Below are 19,145 nucleotides of genomic sequence, written 5' to 3'. Positions count from 1 at the left end.
AATGATGAGATTAAAAGAAAAATACACTCAAAATATTAAACCTGCTTTAGTTAAAGAATTTGATATTAAAAACCCTATGCTTATACCTTTTATAGAAAAAGTTGTTATAAGTGTTGGTGCTGGAGAATTAGCAAAAGATCAAAAAGTATTGCAAAATGTTGCTGATACTATTTCTTTGATTGCTGGACAAAAAGCAGTTATTACAAAAGCTAAAAAATCAGTTGCTGGTTTTAAAGTTAGAGAAGGTTTTCCAGTTGGTGTTATGGTAACTTTAAGAAAAGATAATATGTATGCTTTTTTAGATAAGCTAATTACTATTGCACTTCCTCGTGTAAAAGATTTTAGAGGTCTTCCAAGAGATGGTTTTGATGGAAGAGGAAATTATAACTTTGGTTTAGACGAGCAGTTGATGTTCCCAGAAGTTGAATATGATAAAATTTTAAGAACTCATGGTATGAACATTTCTATCGTTACAACAGCAAAATCAGATAAAGAGGCACAAAAATTATTAGAATTATTTGGCGTGCCATTTGCAAAAGGAAAGTAATATGGCTAAAAAATCAATGATTGCAAAAGCTGCCCGCAAACCTAAATTTAGCGTTAGAGGGTATACTAGATGCCAAATTTGTGGAAGACCACATTCAGTTTATAGAGATTTTGGAATTTGTAGGGTTTGCTTAAGAAAAATGGCAAATGAAGGTTTGATTCCTGGTCTTAAAAAAGCAAGTTGGTAAGAGGAAGAACCATGATAAATGATTTAATTTCAGATTCACTTACAAGAATTAGAAATGCTGGGATGAGAAGATTAGAAACTACTCAACTTCTGCATTCTAAGGTTATTGAAGCTTTGCTTGGAATTTTTCAAGCTAAAGGTTATATTGAAAGTTTCAATGTTATAGAAGAAGATAAAAAGAAATTCATCAATGTAGTTTTAAAATACGATGAAAAAGGTAAAAGTGTTATCAATGAAGTAAAACGCATTTCAAAACCTGGCCGTCGTGTTTATAAAGGTAAAGATGAAATCAAAAGATTTAAAAATGGTTATGGTACTATAGTAGTAAGCACATCTAAAGGTGTTTTGGCTAACGACGAAGCTTATAAAGCAGGAGTTGGTGGCGAAGTTTTATGTACTATTTGGTAAGAGTTTCTACTTTTTATGGTATTCGATATCCATTCTTATAAAGTAGTCATATCGTAGACAAATAAAAAGGAAAAATATGTCACGTATAGGTAAACAACCAGTTGCTATTCCAAATGGAGTAGAAGTAAAATTAGAAGGTAACTTGCTAAAATTCAAAAAAGGAAATTTGGCAAAAGAGCTTAATACAAAAGCAAATGTAAATGTTGAGATCAAAGAAGGTCAAATTCTTTTTTCTCCTAAAGGTGAAGATAGACAAAGCAGAGCTTATTGGGGAACATATAGAGCTTTAACTCAAAATATAATTATAGGTTTAACTGATGGCTTTAGCAAAACTTTAGAAATCAATGGTGTTGGTTATAAAGCTGCATTAAAAGGTAAAGTTTTAGAACTTGCATTAGGGTTTTCTCATCCTATTAACTATGATATACCAGAAGGTATAGAAATCACTGTAGATAAAAACAATATCATTGTTAAAGGTAATGATAAACAAGTTGTAGGTCAAGTTGCTGCTCAAATTCGTGAATTTAGACCACCTGAGCCTTACAAAGGAAAAGGTGTTAAGTATTCTACTGAGCGTATTATCCGCAAAGCTGGTAAAACATCTAAGAAGTAAGGATAGAATATGAGAGCAAATGTATTAAAAAGAAAAATATCTTTAAGAATTAAAAGAAAAAAAAGAATTAGAGCAAAAATTTCAGGAACGCAAGCTCTTCCAAGAATTTCTGTGTTTAAGTCAAATAGAACTTTATATATCCAAGCTATTGATGATACTAAAGCAGTGACTTTAGCGGCTGTTGATGGTAGAAAAATTGGTGTAAAAGCAAATAGAGAAGGTGCTAAAAAAATAGCAGCTGAATTTGCGCAAGTTTTAAAAACTAAAAATATCACAGAAGCGGTATTTGATAGAAATGGTTATTTATACCATGGTGTTATTGCAACTTTAGCGCAAGCACTTAGAGAAAATGGAATCAAACTATAACCCAAAAGGAAGGTCGATGGAAAAATATAATAGAGAAGAATTTGAAGAAGTAATCGTCGATATTGGCAGGGTTACTAAGGTTGTAAAAGGTGGTAGAAGATTTAGATTTACTGCTTTGGTGATTGTTGGAAATAGAAAAGGTTTAGTCGGCGTAGGATATGGAAAAGCTAAAGAAGTTCCAGATGCTATAAGAAAAGCAGTTGATGATGCTTTTAAAAATATCGTTGAAGTTAAAACTAAAGGTTCTACTATTCCTCATGATGTAGAGGTAAAATATAATGCAAGTAGAATTTTACTTAAACCAGCAAGTGAGGGTACAGGAGTAATAGCGGGTGGTTCAACTCGTCCTATAGTAGAGCTTGCAGGCATCAAAGACATTTTAACTAAGTCTTTAGGTTCAAATAACTCAGCAAATGTTGTGCGTGCTACTATTAAAGCACTTACAATGCTTAAAGGATAATGTATGAATTTAACAAAAGCACCAGGTTCAACACATAAAACTAAAAGAATAGGTCGTGGTCAAGGTAGTGGTATGGGAAAAACTTCTACCAAAGGTGGAAAAGGACAAACTGCTAGAAAAGGTTACAATGAAAAAAGAGGTTTTGAAGGTGGTCAACAACCTCTTCAAAGAAGACTACCAAAAGTTGGTTTTACTTCTAAATTCGAAAAACCTTATGTGATTAATGTTGAAAAAATTACAGCTATAAAAGAACTTAGCGAGATTACTTTTGAAACAATTAATAGCATCCATAAACTTTCAAAAAATATCAATAAAATTAAGCTTATTGGTGTAAGTGCAAAAGATCTTGCAGGTAAAATAAAAGACGAGAAGATCACTTTTAGCGGACAAAAATAATGAATAAAACATTGACAAATAAAATTCTCATCACATTAGCTTTTTTATTTGCTTATAGAATTTTAGCTTATGTGCCAGTTCCGGGGGTTAATGTCAGTGTTATCAAGGAATTTTTTGATTCTAATGCTTCTAATGCATTAGGCTTGTTTAATATGTTTAGTGGAGGTGCTGCTGAAAGACTTAGCATCATCTCTTTAGGCATTATGCCATACATTACTGCTTCGATCATTATGGAGCTTTTAGCTGCAACTTTCCCTAATATAGGAAAAATGAAAAAAGAACGAGATGGTATGCAAAAATATATGCAAATCATCCGTTATGCTACTATAGTCATTACTTTGGTGCAAAGTATAGGCGTATCTATAGGCTTACAAAGTCTCCATGGAAAAGCTGGCCAATCTGCTATTATGATTGATATGAATACTTTTATAGCATTATCTGCTGTTTCTATGTTAGCAGGAACTATGCTTTTAATGTGGATTGGCGAACAAATCACTCAACGCGGAATAGGAAATGGTATTTCATTGATTATTTTTGGAGGTATTGTTTCTACTATCCCAAGTGCAATTAGTGGAACGGTAAATTTGGTAAATACAGGTGAAATGAATTTCTTGACTATCATTGCCATTTTAGTTGTGATTTTACTTACTATTTGGGCAATTATCATTGTAGAACTTGGAGAAAGAAGAATCCCTATTTCTTATTCAAGAAAAGTAATCATGCAAAATCAAAACAAACGCATTATGAATTATATTCCTATTAAGATTAATTTAAGTGGAGTAATTCCTCCAATTTTTGCAAGTGCGATTTTGATGTTTCCAAGTACTATTTTGCAATCAAGTACAAATGAATATGTATTAAAAATTTATGATTTTTTAAATCCCAATGGATTTTTCTTTCATTTTTTGACATTTTTACTTGTTATCTTTTTTGCATATTTTTATGCATCAATTGTTTTTAATGCAAAAGACATAGCTGAAAACCTTAAAAGACAAGGTGGTTTTATACCAGGAATTAGACCAGGAGAAGGAACGGCTAATTATTTAAATGAAATTGCATCAAGATTAACACTTTCAGGTTCTATTTATTTAGGACTTGTATCAACTTTACCTTGGTTGATAGTTAAATTTTTTGGCGTACCTTTTTATTTTGGTGGAACTTCTGTGTTGATTGTTGTTCAAGTTGCATTAGATACAATGAGAAAAATAGAAGCTCAAATTTATATGAATAAATACCAAACTTTAAGTGCGGTAGGCTTATAAGAAAGTAGAGATAATTCTACTTTCTTGATTTTAAAATGAAATTAGGTGTTTTTGATAGCGGTGTAGGAGGACTTAGTGTCTTAAAATCGCTTTTACAAACTAATTTTTTCAAAGAATATATTTACTATGGAGATACCGCAAGGGTTCCATATGGAGTAAAAGATAAAGATACTATCATTAAATTTTCCCTAGAAGCATTAGAATTTTTTAATCAAAAACAAGTTGATATGTTAATCATTGCTTGTAATACAGTAAGTGCTTATGCTTTGGAAATATTAAGAGCTAATGTAAAATTTCCAATATTGGGAGTGATTGAAGCAGGTGTTTTAGCTGCGACAAATATTCTTAATGATAAAAATTCTAAAATTTTAGTTATTGCAACCAAGGCTACAATAAATTCTCATCAATATAAACAACGATTGTCTAAAGAAGGCTATTTGGCGGTAGAAGAAAGAGCAACTGGACTTTTTGTACCTATGGTGGAAGAAGGAATTTTTCAAGGAGATTTTTTAAATTCGGCATTTAAGTATTATTTTGATGATCTTGCTTATATTCCTGATGCGTTGATTTTAGCTTGCACACATTTTCCTTTGATTTCAATATCCTTACAGCAGTATTTTGGTAAGCAAACTAGACTTATACATTCTGGTGAAGCTATAGCTTTGCAACTTAAAAAAGAGTATAATTTAAAAGAAAAATACCAAGATGCTAAAATATCATTTTTTGCTTCAAGTGATGAAGAAAAATTAAAAAATATCGCAAAAATTTGGCTTAATTAATATTAATTTAGTATTTATATTTTTTTTATTTATAATTTATTTTTATTTAAACTTACCTTCATTATAATCCTTATTGTTTCAAATGAAAGGATTAACAATGAAAAAATTTTTGATGTGTATTGCTATGGTATTTAGTTTAGGAGTGGGAATTATGGAAGCAAAACCAAAAATTGTAATTTTAGCAACCGGTGGAACTATAGCTGGTTCTATAGATAGTGCGGTGGCAACCACTGGTTATACTGCAGGTGTTGTGGGAGTAGATGCTTTAATTAAAGCAGTCCCTCAAATTCAAGATCTAGCTGTGATTGAAGGTGAGCAAATTGCAAATATTGATAGCAAAGATATGACAAATGAAATTTGGCTCAAACTCGCTAAAGAAGTAAATAAACTTTTAAAAAGTGATGTAGATGGAGTAGTGATTACTCATGGTACTGATACCATGGAAGAAACAGCTTACTTTTTAAATTTAACTATAAAAAGTGACAAGCCTGTTGTTTTGGTTGGTGCAATGCGTCCTTCAACTGCCATAAGCGCTGATGGTCCAAAAAATCTTTATAATGCCGTAGCTTTAGCTGTGGATCCGCAATCAAAAAATAAAGGCGTAATGGTTGCTATGAACGATAGAATTCAAAATGCAAGAGGAGTAATGAAAACTCATAGTTTAAATGTCGATGCATTCAGCTCACCTGATATGGGAGATATGGGCTATATAGTAGATGGTAAAGTATTTTTTTATAATACCAATACAAAATTACATACCAAAAAATCACCTTTTGATGTAAGTAAATTAAAAGAATTACCAAAAGTTGATGTCCTTTATAGTTATGCAAATGATGGTAGCGGAGTTGCAGCTAAGGCTTTGTTTGAAAATGGTACAAAAGGCATAGTGGTGGCTGGAACAGGTGCTGGTAGTATCCATAATTATCAAAAAGATGTTTTAAAAGAGCTTTTAAAAAAAGGTCTTAAAGTAGCAGTGAGTTCTCGTGTGGTATCGGGTAGGGTATCGGTAAGCGAAGCTGATGCAAAACTTGGTTTTATTGATACAGGTGATATGAGCCCACAAAAAGCTAGGGTTTTGTTGATGCTTGCTTTAACAAAAACAAATGATTCTAAAAAAATTCAAGAATATTTCTTAAAATACTAAATTTTAATTACTCAAATTGTAGTAAAATGCAATTTGGGTAAAGATTATTTGATTTATCCAATTGTCTATCAAGGAGATAAAATGAGACAATATGAAACATATAAATGTCAAAAATGTGGCAATGAAGTAGAGGTTCAAAATGTTGGTGGCGGAAAGCTTAGTTGCTGTAATGAACAAATGCAATGCATTACTAAAGATCTCACAGCGGTAAATTTAATGAAAGCTTTTGCTGGAGAATCTATGGCTAGAAATAAATACGACTTGTTTGCAGATATAGCTCAAGAAGAAGGTTGGCATGCAATTGCAAGACATTTTAGAGAAGCTGCTGAAAATGAAAAATGGCATGCAAGAGCTGAATTTAAAGCCTATCATGAATTGGTCGATGGCAAGGCTTTAGAAGAAACAGCTAAGAATTTAATTTGCGCAGCTGATGGTGAAAATTATGAGCATACCACCATGTATCCAAATTTTGCAAAAATCGCAGAAGATGAAGGAAAGAAAAATATAGCAAGATTATTTACTGCTATTGGTAAAGTAGAAATCGAACATGAAAGAGAATATTTAGCACTTAAAAAAATGCTTGAAGAAGAAGATTTTTTTAATTCTGAAGTAGAAGATTTATGGGTTTGTGAAGTTTGTGGTCATATACATCGTGGCAAAAAAGCTCCAGCAGCCTGTCCTTTGTGTAAAGCTCCAAAAGAATACTTCAAACGCGAATTTTTAGGATAATCTTTAAAGCCTTGATAAAAATGATAAAATGCTTTATTTTTATCAAAGGCTAAATATGCAATTTTTGACTCATCCTTTTGAGCCTTTTTTTGATGAAAATTCAAAAATTTTAATTTTAGGCTCTTTTCCCTCTGTAAAATCAAGAGAAGAAAATTTTTATTATCAACATAGCAAAAATCGTTTTTGGAAAATTTTTGAGCTTTTGTTTGACTGTAAATTACAAACCATACATGATCAAAAATTATTTTTGCAAACTTATCATATAGCGCTTTGGGATGTCATAGCAAGTTGTAAGATAAAGAATTCAGATGATAAAACTATTTCTTATGCAAAAGCAAATGATATCAATGTTATTTTAAACAAAGCAAAGATAGAAAAAATTTTTGTTTTGGGAAAAATTGCAAGTAAATATTTTATGAAATTTTATCCTGATGTTAAATTTTTTGAGCTTCCATCAAGTTCTCCTGCAAATATGGGTTATTCTTTAGAAGATCTAGTTCAAAAATACAGCATTATCAAGGAAAATTAATGGATTTGGTTGGAGTAGATGAAGCAGGACGCGGAGCTTTAGCAGGAGATATGCATATGGGAGCTTGTAAGCTTTTTACCGATATGGTTGATTTAAAAGATTCTAAAAAATTAAGCGAGAAAAAAAGAGCTATTTTATATGAAAAAATCATACAAAATTCAAATTTTTTAATTTTAGCATTCTCTCCTTTTCAAATCGATCAACTAGGTCTTAGTAAATGTTTGCAATTAGGCCTTAAAATCATAAAAATGCATTTTAATGATAGTGAAATTTTATATGATGGAAATTTAAATTATGGAGTTGATGGGATTAAAACCATGATCAAAGCTGATGCAAAAATTCAAGCCGTTTCAGCTGCTAGTATCTTGGCTAAATTTAGTAGAGATCAAAAAATGAATTTTTTATCACAAATTTATCCAGAGTATGGCTTTGATAAGCACAAAGGATATGGGACAAATTTTCATTTAGAACAAATTAGAGTCTATCATCATACCCCTATTCATAGAAAAAGTTTTATAGTAAAAAAATTTGAAAAAACTTTATTTGATTTGAACTGAAATATTTAATGAAATATTTTTAATAATAACAATTTATAATAAAATATTATTAAAAAATCTAAATTTTTTCATAAAATCATAAAATTTAAGAAATTTTAATTTTTTTATCTATATAGTATTGTTGATGTTTTAAAAACTTTTTATTTTTCAAGGAGAAATTGTGGATAAACTTCAGTGGAATTCTTTTGATAAGCGTTGGATGCTTTCTCTTTTTGGGACAGCAGTTGGAGCTGGAATTTTATTTTTACCTATTAAGGCAGGTATTGGAGGTTTTTGGCCTGTTGTTGTTATGACTTTGATTATTTTTCCAATGGTTTATTTAAGCCATAGAGCTTTAAGTCGTTTTGTTTGTCAAGCACATGGACATGACAGAGATATCACTCATGCAGCTGAAGAGTATTTTGGAAGAAAAGTGAGTATCTTTATTTCAGTGCTTTATTTTTTTGCTATTTTTCCAATTTGTTTAGCATATTGTGTAGGCATTACAAATACATTTGAAAGTTTTATCTACCATCAATTTTTACCATTATTAAACCCAGATGGTACTTTAGCTAGTAGTATTCGTATGATGTATGAAACTAATGTTGAAGCAAGTGGCAAAACCATAGCCAATCTTTTACCATTATATAGGGCCATACTTGCATTTGTTTTAGTAAGTATTTTTATGCTTATTATGCTTTTTAGTGAAGAATTAATCACTAAAGTTTGTCAATGGCTTGTTTATCCCTTGTGTGCTATTTTATTTTTATTTTCTTTATATCTCATACCACAATGGTCTTTTGAAAGTTTTGGTGCGATTCCAGGAATGAAAGAATTTATCACTATAGTATGGCTAACTTTGCCAGTTTTGGTATTTTCTTTTAACCATTCTCCAGCTATTTCTACTTTTTCTTTAAGTGTAAAAAGAGAATACAAAGAAAATTCAGTCCAAAAAGCAAATCAAATTTTATTTAGAACTTCAGTTATGCTTTTAATATTTGTAATGTTTTTTGTAGTTTCTTGTGTGCTTTCTTTAACTCCAGCAGAATTAGCTGATGCAAGGGCCCAAAATATTCCTGTGCTTTCTTATTTTGCTAATAAACTTGATAATCCATTTATTTCTTATGGTGGCCCTTTAGTGGCATTTTTGGCAATTTCAAGTTCATTTTTTGGACACTATTTTGGTGCTAGAGAAGGAGCTTATGGTATAGTTAGAAAATGTTGTAAATTAGCAGGAAATGAAAATCCAAATTTGCAACAAATCGCAATATATTCAACATTAATAATGTATATTGTCATGTTGATTACCGCTTATATAAATCCTAGTATTTTAGGTTTTATAGAAAGTCTTGGTGGGCCAATTATAGCAGCTATATTGTTTTTAATGCCAATGATTGCTATTTACACTGTTTCTAAAATGAAAAAATTTCAAAATAAAGCTTTAGATGCTTTTGTTTTTATTACAGGAATTTTAACTATCGTTACTGTGATTTATACTTTTTAAGGTTGTAAATGAGTAGTAATTTAAGTATATTTAAAGTGGGTGTTGGTCCTTCATCTTCACATACTTTAGGGCCAATGTTAGCAGGTAATATGTTTTGTGAAAAAATCAAAGATAAAATTTCACAAATTATGAAAATTCAAATTAAACTTTATGGCTCTTTGTCTTTAACAGGCAAGGGGCATTTAAGTGATAAAGCTATCATATGGGGCTTGAGCGGTTTAAAAGCTAAAGAGCTTAATGCTGCTTTGCAAGATAGAGTTTTTAACAAAGTTTTACAAGAAAAAATTTTAGTTTTAAATTCTCAAAAAGAATTGAATTTTAATTATGATGAAGATTTGATTTTTGAAAAAGATTTTTTACCTTTGCATGAAAATGGTTTAAAAATCAGCGCTTATGATGAAAAAGGTGAGTTAATAGCTGAAGAAACTTATTATTCAGTTGGTGGTGGATTTGTTATGAGTGAAGCTGAGCTTGAAAGACATAAAAATCAAAATGGTGAAAAAACTAATACAAAATTAGAATTAGATATAAACAATGCACAAGATGCTTTAAAAATTTGCGAAGAAAGATCGTGGAATTTAGCACAACTTTCTTACGAATATGAATTGCAATTTCATACTAAAGAAGAGATTAGATCTTATTGTTTAGAAATTTGGGAAGTAATGCAAGAAGTCTATTACAATGGCATACATCCAAGCTTAGATTATCTTCCCGGAAATTTAAATTTAAAGCGTCGTGCTAAAGGACTTAATGAGCGTTTATCTATGACTAGTGATCCTTTAGGGATTATTGATTTTATATCTTTGTATGCTATTGCTATTGCAGAAGAAAATGCAAGTGGAGCTAGGGTTGTGACAGCACCTACAAATGGAGCTTGTGCGGTTGTACCCGCTGTAATGCTTTATTTAAAAAATCACACAGTGGGCTTTAATGATGAAAAAGCTATGAATTTTTTATTAAGTGCGATGTTAATTGGTTCATTTTATAAGAAAAATGCTAGTATAAGCGGAGCTGAAGCTGGTTGTCAAGCAGAAATTGGTAGTGCAAGTTCTATGGCAGCTGGAGCTATGGCTACTGTTATGGGTTTTAGTGCAAATGTAGCTTGTAATGCAGCTGAAATTGCTATGGAGCATCATTTGGGTTTAACTTGTGATCCTGTAAGTGGTCTTGTGCAAATTCCTTGTATAGAAAGAAATGCTTTTGGCGCTATAAAAGCAATTTCAGCCGCAAGAATGGCAATGAGTAGGAAATCTACTCCAAAAGTAAGCCTTGATGAGGTAATTAAAACCATGTATGAAACTGGCAAAGATATGAATTCAAAATACAAAGAAACTTCCCTAGGTGGTTTAGCTACAAATCTTACAAGTGTTTGCTAAGAAGTCTTTTTAGACTTCTTGGTTTTACTTCTTTTAAGTCTATTAATGTTAAATTTGAGAAAAAATTTAGGATTAATTTATGATAGAAATCAAAAAACCTTTTGAAATTGAAAAATTACGCAAAGCAAATGAGCTTGTAGCTAGAACTTTGGATTATTTAGAAAGTATTATACAGCCTGGTATGAGTTTAAAATTGATAGATCAAAAAGCTGAAGAATTTATACTTAATCATGGAGCAAAACCTTCTTTTAAAGGTTTATATGGTTTTCCTGGTGCAATTTGTATTTCATTAAATCAAGCTTGCATCCATGGCGTGGGTGATGAGAGAATTTTAAAAGAAGGTGATATTTTAGGTCTTGATGTAGGCACTTGTATAGATGGATATTATGGAGATGCAGCACGAACTATACCTATAGGTAAAATTTCAGCGCAAGATGAAGCTTTAATAGCTTGTGCGAAAGATGCTTTGTATTATGCTATTGATATTATTAAAGAAGGTATGCGCTTTAAAGAGCTTTCTTATGAGTTAGGTGAATTTATAACTAAAAGAGGATTTGTGCCTTTGAAAGGTTATTGTGGTCATGGTATAGGAAAAAAACCCCACGGAGAGCCTGAAATTCCAAATTATCTTGAAAATGGAGTGAGTGTTAAAAGTGGGCCAAAGATTAAAAATGGCATGGTGTTTTGTATAGAACCTATGGTGTGTCAAAAAGATGGCACTCCAGTTCATTTAAAAGGAAATTGGGAAGCAGGTAGTAAAGATGGCTTAAATGCTGCTCATTATGAGCATTGTGTTGCTATTATTAACGGAAAAGCAGATATTTTATCTAAGTAAAAACTTAAAATCATTTTAATCTTAATAAATTCCTTTGGAATGAGTTTTTTATAAAATTCTTAAAAGAATAAATATGCTAAAATACCGAGCTTAAATTTTTAATGAAAGGAGAAAACTTGGCAAAAGATGATGTTATCGAAATTGATGGTAATGTAGTTGAAGCTTTACCCAATGCAACGTTTAAAGTTGAACTAGATAATAAACATATAATACTTTGTCATATTGCTGGTAAAATGCGTATGCATTATATAAGAATCATGCCTGGCGATAGAGTTAAAGTAGAACTTACCCCTTATAGTCTTGACAAGGGTCGTATAACTTTTAGGTATAAATAATCTAAGTTGTTTAAAAGAAAAACTAAGATATAATTAGTGCTTTTGCAGAAATTGCAATCAAACTGTATGAAGAAGTATTTTCAAAATTACCACTTATTTTGAAAATAGTTGGTTAGTCAAAAAACCTGGTGCAGTTGTAAAAAAGTGGAATTTACAATACAGGAGTAAGGCATGAAAGTTAGACCATCTGTTAAAAAGATGTGCGACAAGTGCAAAATAGTTCGCCGTAAAGGTGTGGTTCGCATAATTTGCGAAAATCCAAAACATAAACAAAGACAAGGATAATTTATGGCTCGTATTGCAGGTGTAGATTTACCAAAGAAAAAAAGAATCGAATATGGCTTGACTTATATTTATGGTATAGGTTTACATACTTCAAGAAAAATCTTAGATAAAACAGGGATTTCTTATGATAAAAGAGTCCATGAGTTAAGTGAAGATGAAGCAGCAGCTATCCGTAAAGAAATTCAAGAAAATTACATGGTTGAAGGTGATCTTAGAAAACAAGTTGCTATGGATATAAAAGCATTGATGGATTTAGGAAGTTTTAGAGGATTAAGACATAGAAAAGGCTTACCAGTTCGCGGTCAAAAAACCAAAACTAATGCTAGAACTAGAAAAGGTAAGAGAAAAACTGTTGGTGCAAAATCATAAGGACTAATAAATGGCAAAAAGAAAAGTAGTAAAGAAAAAAGTAGTTAAAAAAAATATTGCAAAAGGTATAGTTTATATCAATGCAACTTTTAACAACACTATGGTAACAGTTACAGATGAAATGGGAAATGCTATTGCTTGGAGTAGTGCAGGTGGTTTAGGCTTTAAAGGCTCTAAAAAATCAACTCCTTATGCAGCACAACAAGCAGTGGAAGATGCTTTAAATAAAGCAAAAGAACATGGTATTAAAGAAGTGGGTATCAAAGTTCAAGGACCAGGAAGTGGTCGTGAGACAGCGGTAAAAAGTGTAGGTGCTATGGAAGGTATAAAAGTAACTTTCTTAAAAGATATAACTCCATTAGCTCATAATGGTTGTAGACCACCAAAACGTCGTCGTGTCTAAGAATAAGATATAAGATTTAGGAGAATTATTATGGCAAGATATAGAGGACCAGTTGAAAAATTAGAAAGACGACTTGGCGTAAGTTTAGCAATGAAGGGCGAAAGAAGATTAGCGGGTAAAAGTGCTTTAGACAAACGCCCTTATGCACCAGGTCAGCATGGACAAAGAAAAGCAAAAATTAGCGAATATGGACTTCAATTAAGAGAAAAACAAAAAGCTAAATTTATGTATGGAGTTAGCGAAAAGCAATTTAGAAGATTATTTGCTGAAGCTGCAAGAAAAGATGGAAATACAGGTGCACTTTTAATTCAACTTTTAGAACAAAGACTTGATAATGTTGTTTATAGAATGGGATTTGCAACAACCCGTCGTTTTGCAAGACAACTTGTAACTCACGGACATATTTTAGTAAATGGCAAAAGAGTAGATATACCAAGTTATAGAGTTGAAGCAGGTCAGAAAATAGAAGTTATCGAAAAAAGCAAAAACAATCCTCAAATTTCAAGAGCTATTGAGCTGACAGCTCAAACTGGTATAGTTGCTTGGGTTGATGTAGAAAAAGACAAAAGATTTGGAATTTTTACAAGAAAACCTGAGAGAGAAGAAGTAATCATTCCAGTTGAGGAAAGATTTATCGTTGAGTTGTATTCTAAATAATAAAGGTATTTGATATGAGACATATTACAACTTCTGCTTATACACCGACAGAGTTTAGTATTGAAAATATCAGCGATACAGTAGCAAAAGTTAGTGCATGGCCTTTTGAGATTGGTTATGCGATTACTTTAGCGCATCCTTTACGCCGTTTGCTTTACTCTAGTACAGTTGGTTATGCACCAACTGGAGTAAAAATCAAAGGCGTATCGCATGAATTTGATAGTATGCGTGGAATGCTTGAAGATGTGGCGCTGTTTATTATCAATCTAAAAAAATTAAGATTTAGATTAAAAACAGATTCTGAAAAAGAGATTGTTACTTTTAGTTTTAAAGGCCCTAAAGAAATTTGTGGAAAAGACTTAGATAATGATGTTATTGAGGTTGTAAATTCAGATAGCTATCTTGCTACGATTAATGAAGATGCAGATTTAGAATTTACATTGATAATAGAAAAAGGTATAGGTTATGTTCCATCTGAAGAAGTTCAAAATTTCTTAGATCCTGAATTTATAGCACTTGATGCGTTTTTTACACCTGTAAAACATGCAGTATATGACATAGAAAAAGTGCTTTTTGAAGATAACCCAGATTATGAAAAAGTAGTTTTTACAATCACAACTGATGGACAAATTTCACCAAGCGATGCATTTAAAAATGCTTTAGAAGCTATGTATAAACAATTATCAGTGTTTGATAAAATTGCTAGTGCAAAATGTGTAGCAGTAAGTCAAACTTCAGCTAATGAAGTAGAGCATGTAAAATTATTACAAAATATTACTGATTTAAATTTAAGTGCTAGAAGTTATAATTGCTTAGAAAAAGCTAATGTTGTTTATATAGGAGAACTTGCTTTAATGAGTTCTAGTGAGCTTGCAGATTTAAAAAATTTAGGAAAAAAATCTCTCGATGAGATTAAAAGCGTTATGGAGTCTATAGGATTTCCTATAGGAAGTTCAAAACTTAGTGATAGTGCAAAAGAAACACTGACAAGAAAAATTACAGAATTAAAAGCACAAAACGAAGGATAATCAATGAGACATAGACATGGATATAGAAAATTAGGACGCACATCTTCTCACCGTGCTGCCTTATTAAAAAATCTTACCATTGCTATAATTAAAGCTGGTAAAATAGAAACAACATTACCTAAAGCAAAAGAATTAAGAGGTTATGTTGAGAGATTAATCACTCGTGCAAGAAAGGGTGATTTTAATGCTCATAGAGCTGTTTTTGCAAGTTTGCAAGATAAAGAAGCTACAAATAAGCTTGTCACAGAAATAGCACCAAAATATACAGATAGAAATGGTGGATATACTAGAATCATTAAAACTAGAATTCGCCGCGGTGATGCTGCTGAAATGGCATTTATCGAATTTGTAGCCTAATTAATCCTAGCTTTTGCTAGGATTTTCCTACTTTATCTACTCATTTTTACAATTTTTTAATTTATCTACTTTATTTACGAAAATATAGATTTTTCATTTTAAAAAACAAATTAGCAAAATTTTAAGATTGTTTGAAAAAAGATGATTTGTAGCTAAAAAATCAATTACTTATGCTAATATATTTTATCTTATAAATTAAGGATTAAAATATGCAAGAAAATTCTCGTTTGCGTATAGCTATACAAAAATCAGGTAGGCTTTCTAAAGAGTCCATAGAGCTTTTAAACAAATGCGGGATTAAAATGCATATGCACGAACAAAGCCTTATAGCTTTTTGCACTAATTTACCTATAGATATTTTAAGGGTAAGAGATGATGATATACCAGGGCTTATTTTTGATGGAGTGGTTGATCTTGGTATTGTGGGTGAAAATGTATTAGAAGAAAATGAATTAGAAAGAAAATCAAAAAATGAAATTTCAAATTATAAAATGCTCAAAAAGCTTGATTTTGGAACTTGTCGTTTGTCTTTGGCTTTACCAGAAAATGTAGAATATAAAGGCATAGAAAGTTTTAAAAATTTACGCATAGCTACTTCATATCCTCAACTTTTAAAGCGTTTTATGCAAGAAAATAACATCCCATATAAAACTTGTATGCTAACAGGCTCAGTAGAAGTTGCTCCTAGTGCAAATTTAGCAGATGGAATTTGTGATTTAGTTTCTAGTGGAGCGACTTTAAAGGCAAATGGTTTAAAAGAAGCTATGGTGATTTATCGATCAAAAGCTTGTATTATCCAAAAATATGAAGCACTAAATTCACATAAACAAGAACTTGTAGATAAATTATTAGTTAGAATAAATGGTGTCATGCAAGCTAGAGAATCAAAATACATTATGCTTCATGCGCCTATTGAAAAACTTGAAAAAATCACAGCCTTATTACCAGGTGTAGAAAAACCTACCATTTTACCTTTAGAAAATGATAAATCAAAAGTAGCTTTGCATATGGTAAGTCAAGAAAATCTTTTTTGGGAAACTATGGAAGCTTTAAAAAGCGAAGGTGCGACAGCGATTTTAGTGTTGCCAATTGAAAAAATGCTCTCATAAGGAAAAGCTATGCAGATATTAAAATTTGAAAATTTAAATAAAACTCAACAAGAACAAGCTCTAAAACGCCCAGCTATAGGCGTTAATCCTCAAGTTAAAACTATAGTAGAAAATATTATCAAAGAAGTCAAAGAAAAAGGCGATGAAGCACTTAAAGAAATGGCTTTAAAATTTGATAAAGTAAAGCTAGATTCTATAAAATTAAGCCAAAAGCAAATAGATGATTTAGCATTAAAAGTTAATGATAAATTGCAAGAGGCGATAAAAATAGCTTATAAAAATATTTATAAATTTCACAAAGCTCAAGAAACTCAAAGCATAAAAGTGCAAACCTTTGATGGAGTAACTTGTAAAATCATCACAAGAGCCATAGAAAAAGTAGGCCTTTATATACCAGGTGGTTTAGCACCTTTATTTTCTACTGCTTTAATGCTTGCTATCCCAGCAAAGATAGCTCAGTGCAAACACATAGCCTTAGCATCTCCAGCTCCGTTGCACCCAGCCATAGCTTTTGTAGCAAAGCTTTGTGGCATTAATGAAGTGTATCAAATGGGTGGGGCAGGAGCCATAGCAGCATTGGCTTATGGGACACAAAGTGTTGAAAAAGTAGATAAAATTTTTGGTCCAGGAAATGCCTTTGTAACCGAAGCTAAAAAGCAAGTAAATAACGATAGCGTAGCTATAGATATGCAAGCGGGTCCTTCAGAAGTTTTGGTTTTAGCTGATGATAAATCAAATGCTAAATTTATCGCTTCTGATTTACTTTCTCAAGCCGAACATGGAGCAGATTCTCAAGCGATTTTAGTATGTATTGATGAAAATTTAGCTAATAATGTAAGCAAAGAAGTCTCCTTACAACTTCAAAATCTTTCAAGAAAAGAAATTGCAAGCAAGGCTATAGAAAATTCAAAAATTATCATCGCAAGAAATTTAGAACACGCTATAAGTATTTCTAATGAATATGCACCTGAGCATTTAATCATCCATACTCAAAACCCAAATGAGCTTTTAGATCAAATTTTGCACGCAGGTTCTATCTTTTTAGGTGAGTATTCTCCTGAATCTATGGGCGATTACGCAAGCGGAACTAATCATGTTTTGCCTACTTATGGTCTAACTAGGGCTTATTCTTCTTTGGGACTTGCTGATTTTATGAAAAGAATGAGCGTGCAAGAGCTTAGCAAAGAAGGCTTTAAAAAACTAGCTCCTATAGTAGAAATTTTAGCTAGTGCTGAAGGGCTTGATGCGCATAAAAATGCTGTGAGTGTAAGATTAGAAAGCTTAAAATGAGTGCAAAAATTTTATTTATAGATAGAGATGGCACTTTGATTGATGAGCCTAAAAATGATTTTCAAATTGATTCTTTAGAAAAGCTTGAATTTGAAAAAGGTGCTATAAATGCACTTTTAAGATTGAAAAATTATGGTTTTAAATTTGTCATGGTGAGTAATCAAGACGGCCTAGGCACAAATTCTTTTCCTAAAGAAGACTTTGATAAAGCTCATGAGAAAATGCTAAGTGTTTTTAAAAGTTGTGGCATGGAATTTGAAGATATTTTTATATGTCCGCATTTTGAGCATGAAAATTGTGCGTGTAGAAAGCCAAAGACAGCTATGCTTGAAAATTATATAAAAAATGAACTTTTTGACAAAGACAAAAGCTTTGTCATAGGTGATAGAGATAGCGATATGCTCTTAGCGCAAAATCTTCAAATCAAAGGTTTAAAATACGATAAAACTAATTTTAATTGGGAGCAAATTTGTGAGTATATTTTAAAGCATTTTAGAAATGCTAGTGTGATTAGAAACACCAAAGAAACGCAAATTAAACTAAATTTAGCTTTTAATGACACTCCAAAAGCTAGTATCAATACAGGTATAGCTTTTTTTGATCATATGTTAGAGCAAATTGCTACTCATGCAAATATTTCTTTAAGCATTGAATGCAAAGGTGACTTAGAAGTAGATGAGCACCATAGTGTAGAAGATGTAGCACTTGCTTTGGGTGAGGCTATAAAAAATGCATTAGATCAAAAAATAGGCATATCAAGGTATGGTTTTGTTTTGCCTATGGATGAGACTTTAGCAAGATGTGCGATCGATTTTTGCAATAGACCACATTTAGTTTATAAGGTTAAATTTAAAAAAGAAAAGCTTGGAGAACTTAGCACAGAGATGATAGAGCACTTTTTTTATTCTTTAAGTTATGCTATGGGGGCTAGTTTGCATTTAAAAGCAAAAGGAAAAAACGATCATCACAAAGCTGAAGGACTTTTTAAAGCCTTTGCAAGAGCTTTAAAAATGGCTATTAAAATAGAAAATGAAAACCTAGCAAGTTCTAAAGGAATGATATGAATTTAGCCATTATAGATACAGGTTGTGCGAATTTAGCTTCTTTGAAATTTGCTCTTGATCGTTTAGGGCAAAAAAGTATCATCACGCATGATTTAAAAGAACTCTCACAAGCAGATAAGCTTTTACTACCAGGGGTTGGCACTGCAGCTAAGGCGATGGAAAATTTACAAGCATTAAATTTAGAAAATTTTCTTCAAACCACTACCAAGCCACTTTTAGGAATTTGTCTTGGTATGCAAATTTTAGGAAATTTTTCACAAGAATTAGAGCAAGAAACCCTAAAAATCATCGACTTTGAAACTATAAAATTTGAACAAAAGGCTGATTTTACTTTCCCGCATATGGGGTGGAATCAAGTATCAAGCACGCACGAACTTTTTAAAGGTTTAAACGGAGCTTATTTTTATTTTGTGCATAGTTATCATATACCGCTAAATGCTTATACCATAGCTGAATGCGAGTATTCTACTAAATTTAGCGCAAGTGTAAATAGGGCAAATTTTTATGGTGTGCAGTTTCACCCAGAAAGAAGTGGCGAAGCGGGTGAAGTGTTGTTAAAAAATTTTATATCAATGTAA

Annotated in this window: 27 protein-coding genes; all 27 read left to right on the top strand. The window is 31.5% G+C overall.

Features of this window, described 5'->3' with window-relative positions; genetic code table 11:
- Position 1: 1 nt before the first annotated feature.
- The 27 genes from rplE to hisH all read left to right on the top strand — a co-directional run bounded on the left by rplE (position 2) and on the right by hisH (position 19,145).
- Positions 2-547 carry a 50S ribosomal protein L5 gene (gene rplE, locus FPD38_RS04440; protein ID WP_012660823.1) on the top strand — a complete coding sequence of 182 codons (546 nt, stop codon included), beginning with the start codon at positions 2-4 and terminating at the stop codon, positions 545-547.
- Position 548: 1 nt separating this feature from the next.
- Positions 549-734, top strand: coding sequence for a type Z 30S ribosomal protein S14 (locus tag FPD38_RS04435; RefSeq protein ID WP_012660824.1), 186 nt, complete (start codon positions 549-551; stop codon positions 732-734).
- A gap of 11 nt (positions 735-745) precedes the next feature.
- The gene (gene rpsH / locus FPD38_RS04430) at positions 746-1,141 is read left to right on the top strand and encodes a 30S ribosomal protein S8 (protein ID WP_039617152.1); all 396 of its coding nucleotides are present in this window, start codon (positions 746-748) and stop codon (positions 1,139-1,141) included.
- Positions 1,142-1,217: 76 nt separating this feature from the next.
- Positions 1,218-1,754 (top strand): 50S ribosomal protein L6, encoded by a 537-nt coding sequence (rplF, locus tag FPD38_RS04425; RefSeq protein ID WP_147555554.1) that lies wholly within the window; start codon positions 1,218-1,220, stop codon positions 1,752-1,754.
- Between the two features lie 9 nt (positions 1,755-1,763).
- Positions 1,764-2,120: a 50S ribosomal protein L18 gene (rplR, locus tag FPD38_RS04420; protein ID WP_147555553.1), complete on the top strand. Its 357-nt coding sequence runs from the start codon at positions 1,764-1,766 to the stop codon at positions 2,118-2,120.
- A 16-nt stretch (positions 2,121-2,136) separates the two neighbouring features.
- Positions 2,137-2,580 (top strand): 30S ribosomal protein S5, encoded by a 444-nt coding sequence (gene rpsE, locus FPD38_RS04415; RefSeq protein WP_039617161.1) that lies wholly within the window; start codon positions 2,137-2,139, stop codon positions 2,578-2,580.
- 3 nt (positions 2,581-2,583) lie between these two features.
- Entirely contained in the window at positions 2,584-2,976 is a 393-nt protein-coding gene (gene rplO, locus FPD38_RS04410) for a 50S ribosomal protein L15 (RefSeq protein WP_147555552.1), read from the top strand.
- Positions 2,976-4,238, top strand: a complete 1,263-nt coding sequence (gene secY, locus FPD38_RS04405; protein WP_147555551.1) for a preprotein translocase subunit SecY — start codon at positions 2,976-2,978, stop codon at positions 4,236-4,238. Before rplO ends, secY begins: the two co-directional genes overlap by 1 nt.
- A 35-nt stretch (positions 4,239-4,273) precedes the next feature.
- Positions 4,274-5,017: a glutamate racemase gene (gene murI / locus FPD38_RS04400; protein ID WP_147555550.1), complete on the top strand. Its 744-nt coding sequence runs from the start codon at positions 4,274-4,276 to the stop codon at positions 5,015-5,017.
- Between the two features lie 124 nt (positions 5,018-5,141).
- Positions 5,142-6,161, top strand: coding sequence for a type II asparaginase (locus tag FPD38_RS04395; protein ID WP_187153105.1), 1,020 nt, complete (start codon positions 5,142-5,144; stop codon positions 6,159-6,161).
- Between the two features lie 81 nt (positions 6,162-6,242).
- Positions 6,243-6,890 (top strand): ferritin family protein, encoded by a 648-nt coding sequence (locus FPD38_RS04390; protein WP_147555548.1) that lies wholly within the window; start codon positions 6,243-6,245, stop codon positions 6,888-6,890.
- A gap of 55 nt (positions 6,891-6,945) precedes the next feature.
- Entirely contained in the window at positions 6,946-7,419 is a 474-nt protein-coding gene (locus tag FPD38_RS04385; protein WP_147555547.1) for a DNA-deoxyinosine glycosylase, read from the top strand.
- Positions 7,419-7,976 carry a ribonuclease HII gene (gene rnhB, locus FPD38_RS04380; RefSeq protein WP_147555546.1) on the top strand — a complete coding sequence of 186 codons (558 nt, stop codon included), beginning with the start codon at positions 7,419-7,421 and terminating at the stop codon, positions 7,974-7,976. The genes FPD38_RS04385 and rnhB overlap by 1 nt, the downstream gene beginning before the upstream one ends.
- Before the next feature lie 199 nt (positions 7,977-8,175).
- A complete protein-coding gene (locus FPD38_RS04375; RefSeq protein WP_147555644.1) occupies positions 8,176-9,459 on the top strand; it encodes an aromatic amino acid transport family protein in 1,284 nt (427 codons plus the stop codon).
- A gap of 8 nt (positions 9,460-9,467) precedes the next feature.
- Positions 9,468-10,835 carry an L-serine ammonia-lyase gene (locus tag FPD38_RS04370; protein WP_147555545.1) on the top strand — a complete coding sequence of 456 codons (1,368 nt, stop codon included), beginning with the start codon at positions 9,468-9,470 and terminating at the stop codon, positions 10,833-10,835.
- Between the two features lie 79 nt (positions 10,836-10,914).
- Positions 10,915-11,670, top strand: coding sequence for a type I methionyl aminopeptidase (map, locus tag FPD38_RS04365; RefSeq protein ID WP_147555544.1), 756 nt, complete (start codon positions 10,915-10,917; stop codon positions 11,668-11,670).
- 116 nt (positions 11,671-11,786) lie between these two features.
- Positions 11,787-12,005: a translation initiation factor IF-1 gene (gene infA / locus FPD38_RS04360; protein ID WP_039648909.1), complete on the top strand. Its 219-nt coding sequence runs from the start codon at positions 11,787-11,789 to the stop codon at positions 12,003-12,005.
- Positions 12,006-12,176: 171 nt separating this feature from the next.
- Positions 12,177-12,290: a 50S ribosomal protein L36 gene (gene rpmJ, locus FPD38_RS04355; RefSeq protein WP_043019181.1), complete on the top strand. Its 114-nt coding sequence runs from the start codon at positions 12,177-12,179 to the stop codon at positions 12,288-12,290.
- Between the two features lie 3 nt (positions 12,291-12,293).
- The gene (rpsM, locus tag FPD38_RS04350; protein WP_012660843.1) at positions 12,294-12,659 is read left to right on the top strand and encodes a 30S ribosomal protein S13; all 366 of its coding nucleotides are present in this window, start codon (positions 12,294-12,296) and stop codon (positions 12,657-12,659) included.
- 10 nt (positions 12,660-12,669) lie between these two features.
- Positions 12,670-13,062, top strand: a complete 393-nt coding sequence (gene rpsK, locus FPD38_RS04345; RefSeq protein WP_147555543.1) for a 30S ribosomal protein S11 — start codon at positions 12,670-12,672, stop codon at positions 13,060-13,062.
- Positions 13,063-13,092: 30 nt separating this feature from the next.
- Positions 13,093-13,719 carry a 30S ribosomal protein S4 gene (gene rpsD, locus FPD38_RS04340; protein ID WP_039664949.1) on the top strand — a complete coding sequence of 209 codons (627 nt, stop codon included), beginning with the start codon at positions 13,093-13,095 and terminating at the stop codon, positions 13,717-13,719.
- A gap of 14 nt (positions 13,720-13,733) precedes the next feature.
- Entirely contained in the window at positions 13,734-14,747 is a 1,014-nt protein-coding gene (locus FPD38_RS04335) for a DNA-directed RNA polymerase subunit alpha (protein WP_147555542.1), read from the top strand.
- Between the two features lie 3 nt (positions 14,748-14,750).
- Entirely contained in the window at positions 14,751-15,104 is a 354-nt protein-coding gene (gene rplQ, locus FPD38_RS04330) for a 50S ribosomal protein L17 (protein ID WP_039664951.1), read from the top strand.
- 209 nt (positions 15,105-15,313) lie between these two features.
- Positions 15,314-16,213, top strand: coding sequence for an ATP phosphoribosyltransferase (gene hisG / locus FPD38_RS04325; protein ID WP_147555541.1), 900 nt, complete (start codon positions 15,314-15,316; stop codon positions 16,211-16,213).
- Positions 16,214-16,222: 9 nt separating this feature from the next.
- Complete coding sequence (hisD, locus tag FPD38_RS04320; RefSeq protein ID WP_147555540.1) at positions 16,223-17,503, top strand: histidinol dehydrogenase; 1,281 nt, start codon at positions 16,223-16,225, stop codon at positions 17,501-17,503.
- Positions 17,500-18,567: a bifunctional histidinol-phosphatase/imidazoleglycerol-phosphate dehydratase HisB gene (hisB, locus tag FPD38_RS04315; protein WP_147555539.1), complete on the top strand. Its 1,068-nt coding sequence runs from the start codon at positions 17,500-17,502 to the stop codon at positions 18,565-18,567. The genes hisD and hisB overlap by 4 nt, the downstream gene beginning before the upstream one ends.
- Complete coding sequence (gene hisH, locus FPD38_RS04310) at positions 18,564-19,145, top strand: imidazole glycerol phosphate synthase subunit HisH (protein WP_147555538.1); 582 nt, start codon at positions 18,564-18,566, stop codon at positions 19,143-19,145. The genes hisB and hisH overlap by 4 nt, the downstream gene beginning before the upstream one ends.

The organism is Campylobacter volucris (assembly GCF_008011665.1).
GTDB lineage: Bacteria > Campylobacterota > Campylobacteria > Campylobacterales > Campylobacteraceae > Campylobacter_D > Campylobacter_D volucris_A.
The sequence above is the reverse complement of the archived record's forward strand: the minus strand, read 5'-3'. Positions and strand labels throughout refer to the sequence as shown.